The 17,648-nt window shown below is 59.7% G+C and carries 12 protein-coding genes; 6 read left to right on the plus strand and 6 right to left on the minus strand.

What is annotated here, in order from left to right:
* Positions 1 to 49 precede the first annotated feature (49 nt).
* From AC2CHD_RS13435 to AC2CHD_RS13445, 3 genes are read left to right on the plus strand one after another with little or no spacing between them, the layout of a single operon-like run.
* Positions 50 to 721, plus strand: a complete 672-nt coding sequence (locus AC2CHD_RS13435; RefSeq protein ID WP_229447453.1) for a response regulator transcription factor — start codon at positions 50 to 52, stop codon at positions 719 to 721.
* Positions 721 to 2,181, plus strand: coding sequence for a sensor histidine kinase (locus AC2CHD_RS13440; RefSeq protein WP_484554081.1), 1,461 nt, complete (start codon positions 721 to 723; stop codon positions 2,179 to 2,181). The genes AC2CHD_RS13435 and AC2CHD_RS13440 overlap by 1 nt, the downstream gene beginning before the upstream one ends.
* A 44-nt stretch (positions 2,182 to 2,225) precedes the next feature.
* The gene (locus AC2CHD_RS13445) at positions 2,226 to 5,183 is read left to right on the plus strand and encodes a bifunctional [glutamine synthetase] adenylyltransferase/[glutamine synthetase]-adenylyl-L-tyrosine phosphorylase (protein ID WP_484554082.1); all 2,958 of its coding nucleotides are present in this window, start codon (positions 2,226 to 2,228) and stop codon (positions 5,181 to 5,183) included.
* Between the two features lies 1 nt (position 5,184).
* On the opposite strand, the gene AC2CHD_RS13450 is transcribed toward AC2CHD_RS13445, so the two are convergent.
* Both AC2CHD_RS13450 and pepN read right to left on the minus strand, forming a co-directional pair.
* The gene (locus AC2CHD_RS13450; RefSeq protein WP_484554083.1) at positions 5,185 to 7,521 is read right to left on the minus strand and encodes a PAS domain-containing sensor histidine kinase; all 2,337 of its coding nucleotides are present in this window, start codon (positions 7,519 to 7,521) and stop codon (positions 5,185 to 5,187) included.
* Positions 7,522 to 7,650: 129 nt separating this feature from the next.
* Entirely contained in the window at positions 7,651 to 10,296 is a 2,646-nt protein-coding gene (gene pepN, locus AC2CHD_RS13455; RefSeq protein ID WP_484554084.1) for an aminopeptidase N, read from the minus strand.
* Positions 10,297 to 10,483: 187 nt separating this feature from the next.
* On the opposite strand from pepN, the gene AC2CHD_RS13460 reads away from it, so the two are divergent.
* Positions 10,484 to 12,793, plus strand: coding sequence for a xanthine dehydrogenase family protein molybdopterin-binding subunit (locus tag AC2CHD_RS13460; RefSeq protein WP_484554085.1), 2,310 nt, complete (start codon positions 10,484 to 10,486; stop codon positions 12,791 to 12,793).
* Positions 12,794 to 12,860: 67 nt separating this feature from the next.
* On the plus strand, positions 12,861 to 13,814 hold the full coding sequence (locus tag AC2CHD_RS13465; RefSeq protein ID WP_229447448.1) for a DMT family transporter: 954 nt from the start codon (positions 12,861 to 12,863) through the stop codon (positions 13,812 to 13,814).
* On the opposite strand, the gene AC2CHD_RS13470 is transcribed toward AC2CHD_RS13465, so the two are convergent.
* A complete protein-coding gene (locus tag AC2CHD_RS13470) occupies positions 13,809 to 14,627 on the minus strand; it encodes a helix-turn-helix domain-containing protein (RefSeq protein ID WP_484554086.1) in 819 nt (272 codons plus the stop codon). The genes AC2CHD_RS13465 and AC2CHD_RS13470 overlap by 6 nt on opposite strands.
* 138 nt (positions 14,628 to 14,765) lie before the next feature.
* Between AC2CHD_RS13470 and AC2CHD_RS13475 the strand changes: the two genes are divergently transcribed.
* Positions 14,766 to 15,155: a hypothetical protein gene (locus AC2CHD_RS13475; protein ID WP_484554087.1), complete on the plus strand. Its 390-nt coding sequence runs from the start codon at positions 14,766 to 14,768 to the stop codon at positions 15,153 to 15,155.
* 43 nt (positions 15,156 to 15,198) lie between these two features.
* On the opposite strand, the gene AC2CHD_RS13480 is transcribed toward AC2CHD_RS13475, so the two are convergent.
* The 3 genes from AC2CHD_RS13480 to AC2CHD_RS13490 all read right to left on the minus strand — a co-directional run bounded on the left by AC2CHD_RS13480 (position 15,199) and on the right by AC2CHD_RS13490 (position 17,641).
* Positions 15,199 to 15,948 carry a hypothetical protein gene (locus AC2CHD_RS13480; RefSeq protein ID WP_484554088.1) on the minus strand — a complete coding sequence of 250 codons (750 nt, stop codon included), beginning with the start codon at positions 15,946 to 15,948 and terminating at the stop codon, positions 15,199 to 15,201.
* 217 nt (positions 15,949 to 16,165) lie between these two features.
* Positions 16,166 to 16,990: a uracil-DNA glycosylase gene (locus tag AC2CHD_RS13485; RefSeq protein WP_484554089.1), complete on the minus strand. Its 825-nt coding sequence runs from the start codon at positions 16,988 to 16,990 to the stop codon at positions 16,166 to 16,168.
* A gap of 72 nt (positions 16,991 to 17,062) precedes the next feature.
* Complete coding sequence (locus AC2CHD_RS13490) at positions 17,063 to 17,641, minus strand: hypothetical protein (protein ID WP_484554090.1); 579 nt, start codon at positions 17,639 to 17,641, stop codon at positions 17,063 to 17,065.
* Between the last annotated feature and the right edge of the window lie 7 nt (positions 17,642 to 17,648).

The following is a 17,648-nucleotide window of genomic DNA, read 5'->3' on the forward strand; positions in this document are numbered from 1 at the left end:
CCGGTCTTTCTGGAAGACGTTTTATCGGTGAGCGGGTTATAACGACCATATGAAGATTCTTGTCATAGAGGACGATCGGGAAGCGGCGGACTATCTCAAGAACGCTTTTGCCGAAGCAGGTCACACCGCAGACATCGCCCGCGATGGCGATAGCGGTTTTTCCATGGCCGAGAGCGGCAGCTATGACGTCTTTGTCGTTGATCGCATGCTGCCGCGTCGTGACGGTCTTTCCATCATCGCTGAATTGCGAGAGGGCGGCAACGATACGCCTGCGCTCATCCTGTCGGCCCTCGGGGAGGTTGATGACCGGGTGACCGGTCTGCGCGCCGGGGGCGATGACTATCTGACCAAGCCCTACGCGTTTTCTGAGTTGCTGGCCCGCATCGAGGTGTTGCGCCGGCGGGCGGGCACCAAGGATGTTGAAACCGTTTATAACGTCGGTGATCTCGAGCTTGATCGGCTGTCACATACGGTCCGTCGTGCCGGCCAGGAGATTATTCTCCAGCCGCGTGAATTCCGCCTCCTCGAATACATGATGCGCCATGCCGGACAGGTGGTGACCCGGACGATGCTGCTTGAGAATGTCTGGGATTATCATTTCGACCCGCAGACCAATGTCATCGATGTTCATATCTCGCGGCTGCGCGGCAAGATCGAGAAAGGGTTCGACAAGCCATTGCTCCACACGGTGCGAGGCGCCGGCTACATGCTGAAGGACTGATGGCGCGGCTTCTATCAATTCTCAACACGACCGCAGCGCGCCTTTCCGCGCTCTATCTGATCCTTTTCGCCGTCTGCGCCACATTTCTGGTCATCTACATGACCTCGCTCTCAGCCCGCATGCTGGTGAGCCAGACACGTGAAGCGATCAATGAGGAGGTGCGCGGCCTCGATCGTGCCTATCGTCGCGGCGGGTTGCCGTTCCTCGTTCGCGTCATCGAATCCCGCGCGCGCCAGCCCGGCGCGAATCTCTATCTCCTGGCCGACGCAAATGGGCGGATCCTCTCCGGCAATGTGGAAAGCCTGCAACCTGGCGTTCTCGACGTGATGGGGTGGACGGAGAGACCGTTCACCTACAGCCGCTTTGGCGAGGGGGAGGCCCGTCTAGAACCACGCGGGAACAGCGGCGAGCACAGGGCGATGGCGGTCGTTTTCCGCTTGCCCAACCAGATCATTGTCATGGTCGGGCGCGATCTGGGCGAACCTGAAAAATTCCGCAGCGTGATGCAGCGCGCTCTTGTGGTGACGCTTGCCATCATGTGCGCGGGCGCACTGTTGATCTGGTATTTCGTCGGACGGCGCGCGCTGAAGCGTATTGACCGCGTATCAGAGGCGAGCCGTAGCATTATGGGTGGTGATCTGAGCCGGCGGCTGCCTGTTTCGGGGGCGGGTGACGAGTTTGATCGTCTTTCGGACAATCTGAACAAGATGCTGGATCGCATCGCTGCCTTGAACGAAGGGTTGCGCGAAGTCTCCGACAACATCGCCCATGATCTCAAGACGCCGCTGACGCGCCTGCGCAACAGGGCGGAAGCTGCGCTTGCAGGCAAGCCGAAAACGGCGGACTATCGTGCCGCGCTGGAACGCACCATTGCCGAATCCGACCAGCTTATTCGCACCTTCAACGCCATTTTGATGATCTCACGGCTGGAGGCAGGATATTCTGCCGAAGCCACCTCGACCATCGATCTGCGTGCCATCCTTGCAGATGTTGTCGAACTTTACGAAGCGCTTGCAGAAGAGCAGGGAGTTGCGCTGGAAGCTGAGGCCCACGCAGCCGTGACCCTGCAGGGCAATCGTGAGCTTATCGGACAGGCCCTGTCGAACATCGTCGACAATGCGATCAAGTATTCGGCGGGATCCGGCGAGAAGCCTGCCGTGCAGGTTTCACTTCAAAGCGGGCCTTCCGAGATACGACTGACAGTGCGCGACAACGGTCCGGGTGTTCCCGACGCAGACCGCCGCCGCGTCACCGAACGCTTCGTGCGCCTGGAAGAAAGCCGCACACAGCCGGGTTCTGGCCTCGGTCTCAGCCTTGCCAAGGCTGTCATGACATTCCATGGTGGGCGTCTCGAACTGGCCGACAACGAGCCCGGTCTCGTCGTGACAATGGTCTTTCCCGTCGAACATTCGAAACGGAAAGTCGAAACGGTCTTCAGGAAGCGTGAAGCCTCCGACTGACGTGGCCGGGCGAGCGAGAATGCTTGACCGAAGAGGGGGGCTTGATGGAGCGTGATGCGGTTGCTGATGGAAGTCTTTGGTTTGGAGCGCCGGTACTCGTTCTCAAGCCGGTGGATCAGGATGAGGCCGCTGAGGCGCTCCAGATGGTCCGCGAAGCGGCCGAGGAGGCTCAATGCGCGCGCCTGTGCGATCTTTTCGGACGCAATACCGGTTTGACGGATTTCCTCTCGGCGGTGTTCGAGCTTTCGCCATTCCTGCGCGACTGCGCGCGCCGCAACCCGAATGCTCTTGAAGCCCTGTTCGACACGCCAGCCGACGAACGGCTCAACATACTGTTCGAGCGCATCGATGCGAGTGCCCTTGTCGAGGAGCAGAGCGAAAGCGGCCAGATGAAGGCGCTGCGTGATTTGAAGGCGGAGGCGCATTTTCTTATCGCTCTCTGCAGACTTGCCAATGTCTCGGACACAGCCAGAACGACCGAGCGGTTGAGCGTTCTTGCGGACAAATGCATCCGTGCCGCCGTCAATTTCTTGCTTCTTGATGCCGATCGGGCAGGGAAACTGAAACTCCAGAACCGTACAAAACCGGCTGAGGGCAGCGGTTGGATCTTGCTTGGCATGGGCAAGCTCGGTGCCAATGAACTGAACTTCTCGTCTGACATCGACCTCATCGTTCTGGTCGATCCGCACGCGCCGGCCATCATCGAGGCTTATGAGGCCATCGACCTTTTTGTTCGCCTGACACGCAGACTGGTGCGGATCCTTCAGGACCGAACAGAGCATGGCTACGTCTTCCGCACCGATCTGCGGTTGCGCCCCGATCCGGGCTCCACGCCGCTGGCGATACCTGTCGAGGCGGCGCTCCACTATTATGAAAGCCGGGGCCAGAATTGGGAACGGGCGGCGATGATCAAGGCTCGGCCCATCGCTGGCGATCTGTTGGGGGGCGCGAACTTTCTGAAGGAATTGCAGCCCTATGTGTGGCGCAAATACCTGGACTATGCGGCCATTGCTGACGTCCATTCGATCAAACGCCAGATCCACGCGCATAAGGGACATGGTGAGGTTGCCGTCCGTGGTCACAACGTCAAGCTCGGGCGCGGCGGTATCCGTGAAATCGAATTTTTCGTCCAGACCCAGCAGCTGATCGCCGGCGGTCGCTTCCCGGAGCTCCGCGGTCGGCGGACGGTCTCCATGCTGGAAGAACTCGCCCGCTGCGGGTGGATAGACGAAGAGGCGCGAGAGGCACTGACGCGACAATACTGGTTCCTGCGTGATGTCGAGCACGCATTGCAAATGGTGGCGGATGAGCAGACGCATACCCTTCCCGAAGAAGATGAAGAACTGGAGCGCATAGCGCATCTGCTCGCTTTCGAGGATGCGGAGGCTTTTTCGGCAGCTTTTCGCGAAAGCCTTCGCCTCGTGGAGCAGCACTATGCGGACCTGTTCGAGACGGCGCCTCAGCTTTCACGCGGGGTCGGCAATCTGGTCTTCACCGGTGACGTGGACGACCCGGGCACTTTGGAAACGCTGAGCGAACTTGGTTTTGAACGGCCAAGTGACATGTGCCGTGTAATCCGCGGCTGGCATTATGGCCGCTATCGCGCAACGCAATCGGCAGAGGCGCGTGAGCGTTTGACGGAACTGACACCGGCGCTTCTCGAAGCCTTCGGAAGCACGCGGCGCGCCGATGAGGCACTCTTGCGCTTCGATACGTTTCTGGCGGGGCTGCCGGCCGGTATCCAACTTTTCTCGCTGCTTCAATCCAATCCGGCCTTGCTCAACATGTTGGTCAGCATCATGGGGGCTGCGCCGCGCCTGGCCGCCATCATCACGAAGCGTCCGCATGTGTTTGACGGGCTTCTGGATCCGGCACTTTTGTCCGAGCTTCCCGATCGGGCGTATCTTTCCGAGCGTCTTCAAACATTTCTGGCCGGCGCCCGGATTTACGAAGAGATCCTGGATCGATTGCGCATTTTTGCAGCCGAGCAGAAGTTTCTGATCGGTATCCGGCTTCTCACCGGAGCCATCGACGCTGCGCGGGCCGGCAAGGCGTTTTCGGATCTTGCGGACCTCACGGTTGAGGCCGCGCTTGACGCGGTGGTGGAAAATTTCGCAGAGCGCCATGGCCGTATAGCCGGCGGGCGTGTTGCTGTCCTTGGCATGGGCAAGCTTGGCAGCCGGGAACTGACGGCAGGGTCCGATATAGATCTGATCCTGCTTTATGATCACGATGAGGACGCCGATTATTCGGATGGTCAAAAACCGCTTGCGCCCTCGGAGTATTACGCCCGGCTAACCCAGAGACTGATTGCCGCGGTGTCTGCTCCCACTGCCGAAGGGGTGCTCTACGAGCTCGATCTGCGGCTTCGCCCATCGGGCAACAAGGGGCCGGTCGCCACCCACATAGACGCGTTTGCACGCTATCAGCGCAACGATGCCTGGACCTGGGAGCATATGGCGCTCACGCGTGCACGCGGTTTCGCCGGCGACCGGGCGCTGATCGGGCGCGTTGAGAAGGAAGTGCACGACATCCTGGCCCTGCCGCGCGACACACAGAAGATCCGCAAAGAAGCAGCCGAGATGCGCAGGCTCCTGGAGGAGGAGAAGCCTGCCCGCGACGTCTGGGATCTGAAGCTTGTGCCGGGCGGTCTCATCGACCTCGAATTCATCGCCCAGGTGGCGGTGCTGAGCAGAAACACCCGGGCGGGGAGTGAGGCGACCGCCACCGGTGAGATTCTGTCCTCCCTGTCAGAAGGGTTTTGTGCGTCTCAAGCGCGACAGGAACTCGTCGACGCGCATCAGCTTTATATGACCCTCACGCAGACCACGCGGCTTTGTCTAGAAGGCGGCTTTGATCCTGACGAGGCGCCGCCCGGCTTTGCCGATTTGCTGTTGCGACAAACCGATCTTCCGGAACTGGGCATTCTCGAGGCGCATGTCGAAGAGACGGCGGGCAGGGTGCGTCGACTGTTTGGAGAGCTGGTCGGCCCGGTCGGTTAATTCAGGCGGCCACGGCCGGTTTCTTGCGTTCCCCGGCGGGCAGGCGCACCGATACGATGGTGCCGACGCCTTCTGTCGAGCGGATCTTGAGCACGCCGCCATGCAACTCCGCCAGCGAGCGGGAAATGGCAAGGCCCAGTCCCGAGCCCGTGTGGTTTTTGGAGAACTGGTTTTGAACCTGTTCGAAGGGGCGACCCAATTTTTTCAATGCATCCCGCGGAATACCACAACCCGAATCCTCGATAGTGAGCGTGACCGCCGGTCCGACCTTGCGTGCACGCAGAGATATGTGTCCGCCTTCGCCCGTAAACTTCACGGCGTTGGACAGCAGATTGATCACGATCTGCTTGATTGCACGTCGATCGGCGAAGACCTGCATCCTTTCGGGAATGTCCATCTTCATCGCGATGGATTTTTCTGCCGCCTGGAGCTCCACCACCCGCACTGTCTCGCGGATCAGCGGGCATAGATCGATCTCCTCGCAATCGACCGAGAACTGGCCGGCTTCGATCTTCGACATGTCGAGGATATCGTTGATGACGCCGAGCAGGTAGGACCCGCTTGCGCAAATATCGCGCACATATTCTTCGTAGCGCTCGGAGCCCAGTGGCCCGAACATCCCCGACTCCATCACTTCCGAGAAACCGATAATCGCATTGAGCGGCGTACGCAGCTCGTGGGACATGTTGGCCAGGAACTCAGATTTTGCCCTGTTCGCTGCTTCCGCACGCTCGGTCTCGCGCATGTATTTGCGGTTCAGCTCACTGAGTTCGCGTGTGCGCTCCTGCTCGGCGCGGCGCGCCAGGCTGAGATCGTGAATGGTCGCCATCAACCGGCGCTCGCTGTCGACAAGCTTGCCCTGGTGCTGCTTGAGCTGGGTGATGTCGGTTCCGACCGAAACCGTGCCGCCATCGCGGGTTTTCAGTTCCGTCACCTGCAGCCAGCGTCCGTCCGCCAGCTGGCGCTCATAGGTCGCGCCATTGCCATTGCCGGAAGGTACGGCGAGCCGGCGCTCGGAGCGGAAAGCAGGTGCCAATGCTTCGATATCGCGCCGCCGCGCGCCGGTGACGATGAGACTCTCATCGACCCCCAGATCCTGCTTGTACTTCGTGTTGCACATGACGAGCCGCTCGGCATAGTCCCACAAAACGAAGGATTCCCCGATGCTCTCGATCGCGGTACGTAGCCGCTGATCGGCAGCTTCCGTCTGCTGCACAAGCGTGCGTTGCTCGGTCACATCCACGGCGATGCCGATCAGGTGCAGCTCCGGCGCGTTGGGGTCCACGACCTGCGCCCGCGCGCGAACCCATACCCATTGCCCATCGGCGCGCTTCATCCGGAAAACGCGGTCCACGTGATCAATCTCGCGTGCCATGATGCGGTTGGCCAGTTCGAAGAGATCGCCATCGTCAGGATGGATGATCGCCGCCACCTCGCCGAACGAGAGCATCTCCTCGGTGGTTTCGTAGCCCAGCATTTCGAACATGGAGCGTGACCAGAACATCTTTCCGCGCACCATATCCCAGTCCCACAGGCCGCATTTGCCGCGCACCATGGCCATGTCGATGCGTTGATGGGCCTCCATATAGATGCGGTCAGCTGCCTGCGCGCGCGCGGCCTGGCTGAAATATGCATAGAGGATGACCATCAGAATGCCCGCCGTCAGGGCAAACAGCGAGACATTCATCGAGACGGAACGACGCCAGTCGGCGAAGAGACTGTCGCGTGAGGTGAGGGCCACCGCCGCGCCGTCCTGGCCTGCGACATGGACGAGCGAGGCAAGCCACGGTTCTCCCCCGATCTCCACATTCATCACGCCGGCACGCGCACCGAACAGGAAGAGCGGTTGGCCGCCCGTCAAAACGTCTTCCAGCGAACGGCCGACGAGCCTTTGGCCGTTGGGTGAACTCGCCAGAACTTCAAAATGTTCGTCGGTGATGGCAAGCACACGTTCATCTTCCGACCCAGCGCGGCGCATTGCCTCTTCGATAAGCATGCGCGCCCTTTGGCCGGGCGCCATTTCACTGGTGTCGATCGCAACGCTTGCGGCAAGGGAGTCCGCGGCCAGCGCCAGCATGGTTCTGGCGTCGCGTTCTATGTCGTCGCGCCAGGTGAAGAGCGAGAGAAGCCGCGCTGCCGCAAGAACCAGAAGGAAGATGATGATCAGAACGGGAATGGAGCGGCGCAGATAGGGCTCTATCGCCAAAAGACGCTCATAGGCCGGAGCTGCAATAATTTTGGCGTTGCCTGCCAGTCCCATGCGCCTAGCGCGTCGGGTTCGCGGCCCGGCTGCGATGCCCGCTATCAGGGGCAAAGCCCAACCCCCTGCCTTCGCCATCCGACGGGCTCCCTCGTTCCTCGTTAAGTTCGGTGATTCGGCTCCGCCTGCTGCCGAATCATCCATAAGGAATCAAAGGTGATTCGCCTTGTCCAGAGGTCTTGGTAAAAAAGATATTAATGAGCCGTTTTAGGCGAGGGTCCGTTCCAGAATATCCGCCAGATCTCGAGACAGGTCTTTGCGGTTGGTGATCTCGCAGAGGAGCCGGCGTGCGTGCTCACGCCGGCCCTTTTCCAGCGAGCGCCAGGAACGGAACGCGGTGGCCAGGCGGGCCGCTACCTGCGGATTGTGGCCATCGAGCGCGGTGACCGTCTCTGCGACGAGTCGATACCCTTCGCCATCGGCACTGTGGAAGGCCGCCTGGTTCGCCATCGAGAACGTACCCACCAGGGCGCGTACCCTGTTTGGATTGGCGAGCGAAAAATGCGGATGTTTCATCAGGTTACGGATCAAGGAAACTGTTCCTGCCGAGGGGATCATTGCCTGGATCTGGAACCATTTGTCGAGCACGAGCGGATTGTCGCTGTAGCGCTTCTCAAAGGCCCCCAGCGCAGCTCTGCCCTCGTTGGTATCATGGAAATGTTGAGCAAGAACCGTGAGCGCGCCGGCACGCTCCGTCATGTTGTCGGCGCCTTCAAATTGCCTGTATGCGGCCGCGGGGTTGGCATCATCCAACGTCAGAAATTCTATCAATGCGTTGCGTAGCGCGCGGCGCCCCGCACTGCGCGCATCCGGCGAAAAGGGCACGTTGTCGAGCAGCCCGTCGTAGAGCGTGCGAAAGGTTTCCCTACCCGCCTGCGCGATGGTGAAGAGAAGAGCCTTGCGCGCACCCTGGATCGCATCAGGGTCGATATCCCGCCCGATTTCACGTGCTACATCAGCTTCGCCAGGCACGCTCAGGGTCAACGCTCGAAAGGCCTCTTCCAACGTTTCGTCAGCGGCGAGGTCTACCGTGACCGAGACGATCTCGTCATCGAACACCGGTGTTTTTCCCCCACGCACTGCTTTGCTGGCAGCAATCAAGGCGCTGGTCAGCAGCGTGTTCAGCGCCTGCCAGCGCGAAAACGGGTCACTGTCATGGCGCGCGAGGAAGCGTTGTTCGTCAGCACTGCTCTCGACGGCAAGGGTGACTGGAGCGGAGAAGCCCCGGTTGATAGACAGGACCGGGCGCGTCTTCACGCCCTTGAAGGTGATCTGGTGCCGGCGTTTTCGCAGGTGGATCACACCGTTTTCGACGTTTGCTCCCTCTGCGCTCTCATAGTCGAGATCGCTGCCGTCCGGGCCAACAAGGCCGAAAGCGAGAGGAATATGCATCAGGCGTTTGCGGCTTTCGGAGGGCGTCGGCGGTATGGACTGCTCGATCTCCACCGTCAGCGCCTTCTTCTTGGCATCATATCGCGATGAAAGCGCCACATTGGGTGTGCCGGCCTGATGGTACCAGAGCGCAAACTGGCTGAGGTCCCGTCCCGACGCATCCTCGAAGGATTTTACAAAATCCTCGATGGTTACGGCTTGCCCGTCGTGTCTTTCAAAATAAAGGTCCATCCCGGCCCGGAAGGCGTCCTCACCCAGGATCGTACGCAGCATGCGAATGACCTCGGAGCCTTTTTCGTAGACGGTCGCCGTGTAGAAATTGTTGATCTCCCGGTAGCGGCGTGGTCGCACGGGATGCGCGAGAGGACCCTGGTCTTCGGGAAATTGGTGCGCCCGCAGGCCGCGCACTTCGGCGATACGCTTGACGGCCCGCGATCGCTGATCTGCGGAGAATTCATGATCGCGGAAAACGGTCAGCCCTTCCTTCAGGCAGAGCTGGAACCAATCCCGGCAAGTGATTCTGTTGCCTGTCCAATTGTGGAAGTACTCATGCGCGATGATCGCCTCGATATTTGCGAAATCAGCATCAGTGGCGGTGTCAGCATCTGCAAGCACATATTTGTCGTTGAAGACGTTGAGCCCCTTGTTCTCCATCGCGCCCATGTTGAAATCCGAAACGGCCACGATGTTAAACACGTCGAGATCGTATTCTCGCCCGAACCGTTCCTCGTCCCAGCGCATGCACCGCTTCAATGCGTCCATCGCATAGGTGGCGCGCTCTTCCTTTCCATGTTCGACGTAGATGCCAAGTTCGACTTCACGTCCCGAGGCAGTGATGAAGCGATCCTTCACCACGCCGAGATCGCCGGCGACGAGCGCGAACAGATAGGAGGGTTTGGGGAAAGGGTCATGCCAGACGGCGAAGTGGCGCCCGTCAGCGAGTTCTCCGTTCTCCACCGGGTTGCCGTTTGAGAGAAGAAGCGGCGCTTTCTCGCGATACGCCTCCATACGCACCGTATAGACCGAGAGGATATCGGGGCGGTCGAGAAAATAGGTGATGCGGCGAAAGCCTTCAGCCTCACACTGGGTACAAAAAACGCCGTTCGAAACATAGAGTCCCATCAACGTGGTGTTCGTGGATGGCGCAATTCGCGTCACAATGGTTAGTTCGAATTGCCGAGAAGCCGGCAAGCGGGTGATTGCCAGTCGGTCCGGGGAGACGTCATAGCTGTCAGCTGATGCATCCACCCCGTTGATCTGCAGAGCTTCCAGGATCAGCCCATCGCCATCAAGAATCAATGGAGAATCGGCCGGGGCGCGTGCGATCCGTTCCACCCTCAATGTGGCTGTCACCAGCGTCTCCTGAGGGTCCAGCCGAAAATCCAGCGCTATCTCCGGAATGAGATAATTGCTTGGTTGATAGTCCTCGAGACGAAAAACCTGGCCGCTTTCTGTACGCATCGCTACTCTTTCTACGGCCTGGGGAGCGGGCCGGCAATCTGTGGGCTGTCTGGTCCAACAAAATCGGATAGCTGCTCTTTACACAATCATCAGGCTCGACAAAACTAAGACAGCATATGTCGCTCGACTGTTTCCAGCCAGCTCACCGAACATCGGTCAAACCACGATTGGCCAGAAGGGATTCCGCATGACTGTGATGACGCCGAAATTCGGGATGGGTGCCTCCGTGCGCCGCAAGGAAGATGCGGCGTTCATCACGGGCAAGGGGCGTTATACGGACGATTTCCTGCCTGAAGGCACACTGCATCTCTACGTGGTGCGTTCGCCTGTCGCCAAGGCGCAGTTTACGATCGCCTCGGTCGAGGAAGCACAGGCCGCGCCAGGCGTGCATCTGGTCCTGACGGGCGCGGATGTGGCGCATTTGAAGGATTTGCGCTCCGGCGCCATGCAGAAACAGCCCGACGGAACTCGCGCCCCCACCCGTGACATTCCGATCCTGTGCCGTGATCGTGTGCAATATGTGGGGGACGCGGTGGCGCTCGTGGTCGCCGACAGCCGCGCACAGGCACAAGACGCTGCAGAGCTGATCGAGATCGATTTCGATGACGAGGAGGCCATAGCATCGACGGCAGCTGCGTTGACCGAGGATGCCCCGCTTGTCTGGCCGGAGCTCGGGTCGAATCGTGCCTTCCTCTACCATGTGGGCGACAAGGATAAGTCCGATGCGGCGTTCGCCAAGGCCGACCATGTGACCCGCATCCAGTTTGTGAACAACCGCCTCGTCTGTAACTACATGGAACCGCGCGCGGCCTTGGCCGAATGGCGCGACGACGAGAACCGCTTTGTGCTGACCACCGGCTCGCAGGGCGTTCATTCCATGCGCGGCATTCTGTGCAAAACCTTCGGCATCGAGCCGGAAAATCTGCGCGTGATCACGCCGGACGTTGGTGGCGGTTTTGGTCCGAAAACCTTTGTCTACCGTGAATACGCGATGGTCATGGAGGCGGCGAAACGCCTTGGCCGCCCGGTCAAGTGGACCGGTGACCGCAATGAGCATTTCATGACCGACGCGCAGGGGCGAGACAACGTCGTGACTGCCGAAATGGCAATGGACAGGGAAGGGCGTTTCCTTGGCCTGCGGGTCGATCTCACGGCCAATATGGGCGCCTATATCTCGCAATATGGTCCCTTCATCCCGTTTGTCGGCGTCTCCATGTCGACCGGCGTCTATGACATTCAGGCGCTAGATGTGACGATCAACGGCGTCTACACCAACACCTGCCCGGTGGATGCCTATCGTGGGGCGGGCCGCCCGGAGGCGGCATTCCTGCTTGAAAAGCTGGTGGATGCCTGTGCGCGCGATCTTGGCATCGGGCGCGATGAGATCCGTCGCCGCAACTTCATCAGGCCCGAGCAGTTCCCCTATCGCACCCAGACTGGCCGTCTTTACGACGTCGGCGAGTTCGAGGGGCACATGAACAAGTGCATGGAGAACGCCGGCTGGGCCACGTTCGATGAGCGGATTGAGGAATCGCGGCGCAACGGCAAACTGCGCGGCATCGGCATGGCCACCTATATTGAAGCCTGCGCCTTTGCCGGTTCGGAGCCTGCCCATGTGCGGCTGAACGAGGATGGCACCGTCACGCTTCTGATCGGCACCCAGTCCAACGGCCAGGGACACGCCACCGCCTATGCGCAATTCGTGGCCGACAAGCTCAATATCGACATCGACAGGATCACCGTGCGCCAGGGTGACACGGATGAATTGGCCTCCGGTGGCGGCACGGGCGGCTCGCGCTCAATTCCGCTGGGCGGTGTCTCGGCCGCGCGGGCCGGCGAAGACCTTGCCGAGAAAATCCGCAAGCTTGCAGCCGATGAACTCGAAGCGTCGGTCGATGACATTGAACTGTCCGATGGAGCCGCCCGCATTGTCGGCACGGATCGCGCGGTCGACTTTGCAGCCATCGCCAAGGCCGCCAAGGCACCCGAAGATCTGGAAGGCTTCGGTGAATTCGTGCAGGAAGAGGCGACCTATCCGAATGGCACGCATATCTGCGAAGTCGAAATTGACCCGGAAACCGGACGCACCGAGGTGTTGGCCTATTGGATTGTCGATGATTTCGGCGCGACGGTGAACCCGATCCTTCTGGCTGGTCAGGTTCATGGGGGTGTTGCCCAGGGCCTTGGACAGGCCCTGACGGAGGACACGATTTACTCGGAAGATGGCCAACTCGTCACCGCAAGTTTCATGGACTATGCGATGCCGCGTGCGGATGATCTGCCGTTCATCCATTTTGAAACCCGCAACGTGCCCTCGACCACCAACGCGATGGGCATCAAGGGGGCTGGTGAAGCCGGCACGATCGGTGCCACGCCGGCTGTTCTCAACGCTGTGACGGATGCGCTCTACCGCGCCTACGGCATCACCCATATTGACATGCCCACCACGCCTTCGCGGGTGTGGGAGACGATCCGACAGGCCAGAGAGGCGGCATGACGGCTTTTTTGGCGATGGTTTTGCTCCACCCTCCCGCTTCTTTACCGGCCTTATAGGAAATCAGATCATGCCCGCTGAGACCGAAGTCGGTGCCGAAGGCAAACCACTGATCGGCATCGCGCTGAAGGTTATTTCGGTCTCGGTTTTCGTTATGATGTCCTCGCTGATCAAATCGGCGGGGATGGTGCCTTCAGGGCAGATCGTCTTCTTCCGCTCGTTCTTTGCGATATTCCCGATCATCGCCATGCTGGCCTGGCGACATGAGTTGGCAACGGCTTTCCGTACCACGCATCCTGTCAGCCACATCTTGCGCGGCCTTGTGGGGGTTACCTCCATGGGGCTTGGCTTTTTTGCGCTTACGCGCCTGCCTCTGCCCGACGCGATCACGCTCAATTACGCTCAACCGCTCATCGTTGTGGTCTTCTCGGCCATTTTCATGGGGGAGGTGGTGCGCATCTACCGTTGGAGCGCCGTTGCGGTCGGCTTTCTGGGGGTCATCATCATCGCCTGGCCGAAACTGACCCTTCTGACAGGAGATGCCGGTCTGGAGGCCGCTGAGGCCGTGGGTGTTATCGCCGCCCTGTGTGGCGCGACCGGCTCTGCCGTCGCCATGCTTTTGGTCCGTCGACTGGTCCAGACCGAGAAAACGGCCACCATTGTTCTGTGGTTCTCGGTGACGGCCACCGTACTTTCTCTGTTCACCATTCCTTTCGGATGGGCGGAATTATCGCGCGGTCAATATCTTGCTTTGGCCGGCGCGGGCATTTGCGGCGGGGTGGCGCAGATCCTGATGACGGAGTGCTATCGTCATGCGGAACTCTCCACCATCGCACCTTTCGAATATACGTCGATGATCCTCGCCATCGTGATCGGGTATTTCGCTTTCGGCGACGTGCCGACCCTTTACACACTGGTTGGCGGGATGATTGTGATCGGAGCCGGGCTCTTCATCATCTGGCGCGAGCGCCGCCTTGGCCTCAGACGGGTCGCTGCCCGCCGCTTCGTGCCGCCTTCCTCATGAGCCCCGGCTCTGAACCTGTCGCAAAAAGGCGGCGGTTGCAGCGTCGGCTGGAAAAAAACTTTCAATGGCAAGTTCCGACAGTGTCACGTCGAGTGGGGTGCCAAAAACGGTGGTCGTGGTGATGAAGGAAAGCTCCGCTCCTCCGAGGCGTAGACGAAGGGACACGGCGATCATGTCAGCGGCGCCGGGTTTGGGGTCTGGCCCGGTTTTTCTGACTGGATAGGCTGCCAGTTCCTTTTCCAGCGCTGTCAATTGCGGATCGGTCGACTGGTCGATGAGAAGGCGCAGCCTTTCCAGCACGTGCGCACGCCATGCAGACAGGTTCACAATGTTGGGGGCGATACCTTCGGGGTGCAGGCTCAGGCGCAGTACATTCACAGGCGGTTTCAGCAGGTCTTTATTGCTCACACCCTCAAGCAGCGGTGCGATGGCTTGGTTCGCTGCGACCATGGTCCAATGCCGGTCAATCGCGATGGCCGGGTTGGGCGCGTGGCCATCAAGAACAATCTGCACCGCGTACATGGCGGGTTTCAATTCGGGATCATGGAGATCCCGCTCCGAGAAGCCTGGAGCAAACCCTGAGGCTATGAGGATTCGGTTGCGCTGACGAAGCGGGATGGAAAGGCTTTCCGACAAAAGCAAAACCATGTCCCGCGAGGGGTTGGAGCGGCCACTTTCAAGGAAACTGAGATGGCGCTGGGAAATACCCGCCTCCAGTGCCAGATGAAGTTGGCTCATGCGCCGGCGTTGACGCCACTCCCGGATGAGGGCGCCGGCGCTGGTTTGGGCGACCATGGTGATGTCTGGTTTCATGGGGTGACTGTAGAGCCGACCGGCGCCCATTTCCATTACCTCCCGGGTAATCGCCGGGAGGAGTTTCTTCGGTCAGTTTGCCCGGCATCGGGTTCGACATCCGATCATCCAGATACGCTGTGAAGAAGGGAAACCGCCATGCCGCTCACGCTCACACCCGCACTCAGAAAAACACTTCAGCTCGATGCCGTCACAAGTGGTGCTGCAGCAATTCTGCTGCTGGTTGCGGCAGCACCGCTGTCACGACTTCTCGCCTTGCCCGAAGGGCTCCTGTTCTGGGCCGGCGTGGCGCTGGTGCCTTTCGTGATCGTGCTGTGGATGATTGCCTCCCGGGAAGCAACGCCCCGTCTTCTGCTTATCGATGTGGTCTTGCTCAACGCCGGTTGGGCCGTGTCGAGCTTCGCAATGCTCGCGACTGGATGGGTCTCTCCAAATCTGCTCGGCATGGTCTTCGTGATTGCTCAGGCATGTGCGGTTGCCCTATTCGCATTGCTTCAATTTGCTGCAATGCGTGAGACGCACAGCTGAAAGGCACAAGACCGCACACGAGTGCGGCCCCGCCTTTTTGCATTCAATAGTTGAGATAGGGCGCAGCAGTCCAGAGCGGACCATTGCGCTCTTCATCTTTCAGGCTGGTTGAGCCGAAATGATAGCGAAAACCTGCCACGATGCCGTGAGAGGTTGTGTCCCCGGCAGGCAGATCGTCGGTGGCCGACGAGCTTGATCGGAACCGGTATCCACCAAACGCGGTTATCGGTTGACTGGAAAGCCGGTAGTTGGCGGCCATGGAAACAGAGTAGGTTTTTCGCACCGTATCTTCGTTCATCAATCGCTCGAAGCCCGCATCGAGATCGAAACGCAGATTGTCGGTCTGATAGTATCGCGCACCAATCAGTCCATTGAGCTTGGATGCATCTTCCCCTTCCAATTGTGCCGCTTCCACGCCAATTTGGCCCAGAACGGTTGACTGGCTGAGAAAGACGGCACCTTCCAGTCCCACAGCGATTTCCTTCGGCCCCAATGCCAGGGTTTCGCTGGAGATCCGCTCATACTGTCCATAGAGGCCAAGAGCAAAGCGGTCAGGCTTGCGATAGTAGGTGTGCGCACCGAATGCGATGGTCTGGTCGGCAAGATCCTCGAATTTCAGATTTTCAAACCGGCCATCGAGCTGGACATTGAAGCGCTCCCCGATCGGCAGGTTCGCCACGCCGCGCAAGCCCCATCCACTGGTTTTGGCAGGATCTTCATCAAAATGGGCTTTGCCCAGTGCCGAATTTACCTCGACGAAGCCGGAAAAGTGCGGGCTGAACTCCAGCAGCAAGGGCGCTTTTTCGACGTTCGGCGGAACAGGAACATCTGAGCTCACCAGATCCGCGCCAGACGCCGGATATGATCCGTAGACGATGAAAGAAAAAAGTAAAAACAGGCGCCCCCCGGAAGTGACACGAACACACATGCTCGACTCCGGGACGTTGTTACGAAACGCAATCGTGCGCCAACAGGGTTAACGCAGGCTTAACTTCAGTTCTTCTTTCGCCTCAACCAGCGCTTTCCAGCTTCAGTTTGATCTGCAGGAAATCCTGCCAGGCGAGCTTTTTGTGCGCCGGATTTCGAAGGAGGTATGCGGGGTGGAGGGTGGGCATGGTGGGGATGTCTAGGCCAGACGGCGTCTTGTGCATCGCCCAGTTGCCGCGCATCCGCATGATACCGGTCTGCGTGTTCAAAAGCAGCTTGGTTGAGGGATTCCCCAACGTTACCAGAACTTTGGGTGCTACAAGTTCGATATGCCGCTCGATGAACGGGCGGCAGATTTCCGTTTCGAGCGGGGAGGGGTCCCGGTTGCCGGGCGGTCGCCACGGGATCACGTTGGAAATATAAACGGAGGTACGATCAAGACCGATGGCTGCCAACATCCGATCCAGCAACTTTCCGGAGCGACCAACGAAGGGAAGTCCCTGGATATCCTCGTCGCGGCCCGGCGCCTCGCCAACGAACATAACGCTGGCCTGTGGATTGCCGTCTGCAAAGACGGTATTTTTCGCCGTGGTCTTGAGATTGCAGCCGTCGAAGTTCGAAAGCATATCGCGCAGCGCATCCAGGCTTTCAGCGCTTCTGGCGATCTCGCGCGCCCGCGCGGCCTGCGCATCGTCAGGGACCGCTGCTCTGACTGCGGCCGCAGCCGCGGGGCGGGGCTGCGTGGTCGCCACCGGTTTCTGCGGCGTTGGCTGCTGTCGTTGCGCGGCCCTTTTTTCCGCCTCCGCACGCGTTTCCTGAAAACGGTCGGGCGCTTCATCCAAAAGGGGCTCGTCCACACCGGCATCAGCGTAGAAAGTCAGAAGCTCCCTTAGTCCAGCGGAGTCCATTGCGTCCAGTATCCTGAGCGTCAGCGAGGGTGAAAGGCGGCAGTTTCTCTTTCTTTGCCGCTGGTTGCAAGCTCAGGAAGCCGGAATGCGTGGGTCCTGCACCAGATAAAACACTGGTTTCGGGGTTAGGTCGGTGATTAGAAGCTGAAAAGTCACGGAATGACCGGCATTGACCGTGCCTGACTGGAACAGAAGCCGGTCATAGGGTTCGAGTTTGCTATCGTGCACTGCGAACGCATTGGAGCCGATGTGCTCGGATCCCACATTTCTCTGATCGAAGGAGAGGCCGTCCCCGTAGACGCTCGAGACGCCGCGCAACTCTTGCAGCTCGAATTCAAACTCGACCCAAGGCAGGTTGCTTGCATTGAGTGTGTCGATCTTCATGAAGAGATAGCCCGCTCCCGCCCTTTCGTCATAGGCATATCGCGGAACCTCCCCGGTGGTGCGGATGACGAGCACGACGGCAGACGCCGTATAAAGCTCCTGTTGGAGAAGCACGGGGTCGCCGCGCGAACCTGTGCCTGAAACAGCCAGAATGCGAAATCCGCCGAGCTCATCGGAAAAGGAATAGGGGCCAGCCTGCCAACGACCGTCATCTCCCGGCCCGGCGCCCAGAAGGACAGCGAGCAGAGGGAGAAAGACTATGGACACGGTTCGG

This window comes from Nitratireductor sp. ATLC21 (assembly GCF_057196525.1).

Bases quoted from the DNA above. Each gene is read 5' to 3' on its own strand.
- AC2CHD_RS13470 (WP_484554086.1), bottom strand. From the start codon at position 14,627: ATGAAACCAGACATCACCATGGTCGCCCAAACCAGCGCCGGCGCCCTC.
- pepN (WP_484554084.1), bottom strand. From the start codon at position 10,296: ATGCGTACAGAAAGCGGCCAGGTTTTTCGTCTCGAGGACTATCAACCA.
- AC2CHD_RS13465 (WP_229447448.1), top strand. From the start codon at position 12,861: ATGCCCGCTGAGACCGAAGTCGGTGCCGAAGGCAAACCACTGATCGGC.
- AC2CHD_RS13460 (WP_484554085.1), top strand. From the start codon at position 10,484: ATGACTGTGATGACGCCGAAATTCGGGATGGGTGCCTCCGTGCGCCGC.
- AC2CHD_RS13435 (WP_229447453.1), top strand. From the start codon at position 50: ATGAAGATTCTTGTCATAGAGGACGATCGGGAAGCGGCGGACTATCTC.
- AC2CHD_RS13450 (WP_484554083.1), bottom strand. From the start codon at position 7,521: ATGGCGAAGGCAGGGGGTTGGGCTTTGCCCCTGATAGCGGGCATCGCA.
- AC2CHD_RS13475 (WP_484554087.1), top strand. From the start codon at position 14,766: ATGCCGCTCACGCTCACACCCGCACTCAGAAAAACACTTCAGCTCGAT.
- AC2CHD_RS13485 (WP_484554089.1), bottom strand. From the start codon at position 16,990: ATGGACTCCGCTGGACTAAGGGAGCTTCTGACTTTCTACGCTGATGCC.
- AC2CHD_RS13445 (WP_484554082.1), top strand. From the start codon at position 2,226: ATGGAGCGTGATGCGGTTGCTGATGGAAGTCTTTGGTTTGGAGCGCCG.
- AC2CHD_RS13440 (WP_484554081.1), top strand. From the start codon at position 721: ATGGCGCGGCTTCTATCAATTCTCAACACGACCGCAGCGCGCCTTTCC.